The 4,172-nt window shown below is 70.6% G+C and carries 5 protein-coding genes; all 5 read left to right on the forward strand.

What is annotated here, in order from left to right; all coding sequences use genetic code 11:
• On the forward strand, positions 1–1,136 hold a 1,136-nt coding region (cofH, locus tag C1I99_RS35465; protein ID WP_111137522.1), incomplete at its 5' end, for a 5-amino-6-(D-ribitylamino)uracil--L-tyrosine 4-hydroxyphenyl transferase CofH.
• Positions 1,137–1,304: 168 nt separating this feature from the next.
• Entirely contained in the window at positions 1,305–1,583 is a 279-nt protein-coding gene (locus tag C1I99_RS29865) for a hypothetical protein (protein WP_111137519.1), read from the forward strand.
• Positions 1,584–1,680: 97 nt separating this feature from the next.
• Positions 1,681–3,075, forward strand: a complete 1,395-nt coding sequence (locus C1I99_RS29870) for a DUF4331 domain-containing protein (protein WP_111137520.1) — start codon at positions 1,681–1,683, stop codon at positions 3,073–3,075.
• 14 nt (positions 3,076–3,089) lie between these two features.
• Positions 3,090–3,419, forward strand: a complete 330-nt coding sequence (locus tag C1I99_RS29875) for a phospholipase (protein WP_111137521.1) — start codon at positions 3,090–3,092, stop codon at positions 3,417–3,419.
• 470 nt (positions 3,420–3,889) lie between these two features.
• Positions 3,890–4,147: a WhiB family transcriptional regulator gene (locus C1I99_RS29880; RefSeq protein ID WP_007455784.1), complete on the forward strand. Its 258-nt coding sequence runs from the start codon at positions 3,890–3,892 to the stop codon at positions 4,145–4,147.
• Positions 4,148–4,172: the final 25 nt, after the last annotated feature.

A 4,172-nucleotide genomic window follows, 5' to 3' on the forward strand; every position in this document is an offset into this window, starting at 1 on the left:
GGCTCGGAGATGTGTATAAGAGACAGGGCGCGGAGCTGCGCGCCGGACTGCGGCTGGCGGCCGACGACCCGGCCGCGCTGCTCGACGCGAGGCACGAGACGGCGGCGCTGGCGCTGTTCGGCGCGGACGGGCCGGCGCTGGACGAGCTGTGCCGGATCGCCGACGACGTCCGCCGCGACGCCGTCGGGGACGACGTCACCTACGTGGTCAACCGCAACATCAACTTCAGCAACGTCTGCTACGTGGGCTGCCGGTTCTGCGCCTTCGCGCAGCGGGAGCGGGACGCCGACGCGTACCGGCTGTCGGTGGAGCAGGTCGCCGACCGGGCCGCCGAGGCGTGGGCGGCCGGTGCCAGCGAGGTATGCCTGCAGGGCGGCATCGACCCGAAGCTGCCGGTGACGATCTACGCCGACCTGGTCCGGGCGATCAAGGCGCGGGTGCCGGGGATGCACGTGCACGCGTTCTCGCCGATGGAGATTGTCACGGCCGCCGCCAAGGCCGGCGTGCCGGTGAAGGAGTGGCTGACCCGGCTGCGCGACGCGGGGCTGGACACCATCCCGGGCACCGCCGCGGAGATCCTCGACGACGACGTGCGCTGGGTGCTGACCAAGGGCAAGCTGCCGGCCGCCGCCTGGGTCGAGGTGGTCAGCACCGCCCACGAGCTGGGCATTCGATCCAGCTCCACGATGATGTACGGCCACGTCGACCATCCGGGGCAGTGGCTCGCGCACTTCCGGGTGCTGGCCGGGGTGCAGGACCGCACCGGCGGGTTCACCGAGTTCGTCGCGCTGCCGTTCGTGCACACCAACGCCCCGATCTACCTCGCCGGCATCGCCCGCCCCGGGCCCACCTGGCGGGAGAACCGCGTCGTGCACGCGATGGCCCGGCTGCTGCTGTACGGCCGGATCCCCAACATCCAGTGCTCCTGGGTGAAGCTCGGCGACTCGGGCACGGTGGCGATGCTCCAGGGCGGCTGCAACGACCTCGGCGGCACGCTGATGGAGGAAACGATCTCCCGGATGGCCGGCTCCGGCAACGGCTCCGCCCGTACCGAGGAACAGTTGGTCGCCATCGCGGCGGCCGCCGGACGACCGGCCCGCAAGCGGACGACCGCGTACGGTCACGCGCGCCGGTAGCGTCGAACCTTTCCCCGCCGCCGGCCGTACCAGTCGATGCCGGCGGCGGTTGCGGCGAGGATCGCCGCCGGCGACCCCTCACCGGGGCCGGCGGCGCCCGCACGTGCGCGCCGGGCTCCCCGGTCCGTCATCGCGGGCGCGCTCGCGCCGCCGCCGGAAAGGTTGCCCATGACCAGTGATCAGCGGAAGCGGCCCTGGCCGCGACTGACCCGCCGGCAGACGTTGACCGCGGCGGCGAGCGCCACACTCGGCGCGGCCGCCCTCACCGTGCCGGGCCTGTCGGCCGCGCAGAACGCTCCTGGTGCGGGGGCGGGCGCCGACGAGCCGATCGTCGTGCACCTGCGCGACGCCGCCTCCGGGACCATGGACGTCTTCGTCGGCGCTTCCCGGATCGAGGTACGCGACCGCGGTCTGGCGGACCGGCTGCGGCGTGCCGCCCGGCGCTGACCCCGGCTCCGCACCCTCGAACATCCTCCGGCCCGGCGCGGGCTCCCGGCGCCCGGCCGGCCTTCGATCCTTTCCCGCTCAGTGAGGTTGGTCCGCCATGTCTTCCCACCGTGAGGCCCCGGAGATAGCCAAGGATCCGGTCGCCGACAGCTCCGACCTGTACGCCTTCGTCAGCCCCGACCGCCCCGACTCGGTGACGTTGATCGCCAACTATGTGCCGTTGCAACTTCCGGCGGGCGGCCCGAACTTCTTCGAGTTCGGTGACGACGTGCGGTACGAGATCCATATCGACAACGACGGTGACGGCCAGGCCGATGTCAGCTACCGGTTCGAATTCACCACCGAGGTCACGAATCCGAACAGTTTTCTCTACAACACCGGCCCGATCGAGTCGCTGGACAGCAAGAACTGGAACCGGCGGCAGTTCTACAGCCTGACCCGGATCGCCGACGGCCGGGAGCACCGGCTGGCGCACAAGCTGCCGTGCCCGCCGTGCAACGTGGGGCCGCTGTCCACCCCGCGGTACGCCGAACTGGTCCGTCAGGCGACGTTCTCGCTCTCCACAGGGGAGCGAGTCTTCGCCGGGCAACGGGCGGACGGCTTCTTCGTCGACCTCGGTGCCATCTTCGACCTGGGTACGCTGCGGCCGTTCCAGCAGCTGCACGTGGCCGGCAAGAAGATATTCAAGGCCGAGGGGGAGCCGGTCAACGCCACGGACCGGATGAACGTGCACAGCATCGCGATCCAGGTACCGCTGAACAAGGTGCGCCGCCGGGCCAACCGCTACGGCGTCGGTGACGCCGCCTCGGTGATCGGTGTCTGGACCTCGGCGTCGCGGCAGCAGGTGAAGGTCCTCGGTGACCGGGTCGCCGCGGACACCGCCGCCGGCCCCTTCACCCAGGTGTCCAGGTTGGGCAATCCGCTGTTCAACGAGGTCGTCGTGCCGATGTCCCAGAAGGACCTGTGGAACTCGCTGCCACCGTCGGAGGACAAGCGGTTCGCCCGGTTCGTCGAGCAGCCGGAGTTGGCCGCGCTGCTGCCGGCGCTCTACCCGGACGTCTTCCCCAACTTGGACCGGTTGAACAAAACGAAAAAGGCCCGGGCCGACCTGGTGGCGATCCTGCTCACCGGCATCCCCGAGGGGCTGATCGACGGCTTCACCAACGCCACCGGCGACGTCCAGGCCGACATGCTCCGGCTGAACACCGCGATCCCGCCGAGCCGCAAGCCGGACCGGTTCGGCGTGCTGGGCGGGGACCTGGCCGGATTCCCCAACGGGCGGCGGGTCACCGACGACGTGGTGAGCATCTCGCTGCGGGCGATCGCCGGGCTCACCGTGCCGCTGGTGGACCGCGCGTTCCGTCCGGACGCCGCGGCCGCCGCGGTCACCCCGGGGCTGAGCGCCGCCGACGTGACCGCACCCTTCCTGCGTAACTTCCCCTACCTCGGCACGCCGTACGACGGGTTCAACAACCCGCCGGCGTCGTCCTGATCAGGAGGCGGGCGATGCACGAGCACGCGTACGGGCCGTCGGAGAGCGGGAGTGTCCTGCTCGACCTGGGCGGCGACACCGGTGCCCTGATCATCTACACCGGACGCGACCTGGGTGGCCGGGAGATCGAGGTCAGCCGGGAGGGCGTTCCGCGTACCCACTCGGCGGTGCGGGAACGCCGGGTGCAGGACGGCACGTTCCACAGTGCTGTCTACCCTGACCTGCCGGCCGGTGTGTATACCGTCTGGTGGGACGGCCGTACGCCGGCCGGCACGGTCACGGTGGCCGGCGGGGTGATCGCCGAGTTCGTCTGGCCGAGCAGTGCGCCACCGGGTGCCGGCTGAGCCCGGTCGCCGACTCCGTCCGTCGCGCCCCGTCCACAATGTGGACGGGGCGCTGTCGGCGTTTCCGGCTCGACGGGCGGTCCGTGCGGAGTCGTACTAACCTGTGCCACACCAAGATCAACCGATCCTGGTGGGTGATCTCCCGAATGCTCCGCCGCCACTCCGGTCGGGCCGGCGGCGAAACGCCACGGGAGAAAACTCGGGCAACTCGCCGGGGAGGGCGTTACTCGGCCGGGGTCTGAATCGATAGGGCAGGTTGCGAGGCCGGGCGACCGGGGTGGTCGTCCGGAGGGTGTCGGGAGGGCGACTCCATTATCAAGTTCGGCTTGACGGCGCACGCATTACACGCGTGTAATTTGAATGGGGTTGTTCGCACGGAACGCAACAAATCGGGACCGGACGGACAAGCACGCCTTTCGCGTGGGGGGTTGCAGCGGCGATGACGCCGGTGCGCGACAAGGAGGCATCTGATGGACGGCCAGCTTGAGGTGGCCGACCTGCTCGGAAACGCGCCGGAGTGGCAGGAGCGGGCGTTGTGCTCGCAGACCGATCCGGAGGCGTTCTTTCCCGAGAAGGGCGGCTCGACCCGCGAAGCGAAGCGGATCTGCTCGCGCTGTGAGGTCAAGACTGAGTGCCTCGAATACGCTCTCGGTCACGACGAGCGGTTCGGGATCTGGGGTGGGCTCTCCGAGCGGGAGCGGCGCAAGCTCAAGCGGCGGGCTGCCTGAGCGTCGCCGGGCCGGGGCGGTGGGG

Origin of the sequence: Micromonospora deserti (assembly GCF_003236335.1) — a bacterium.
GTDB lineage: Bacteria > Actinomycetota > Actinomycetes > Mycobacteriales > Micromonosporaceae > Micromonospora > Micromonospora deserti.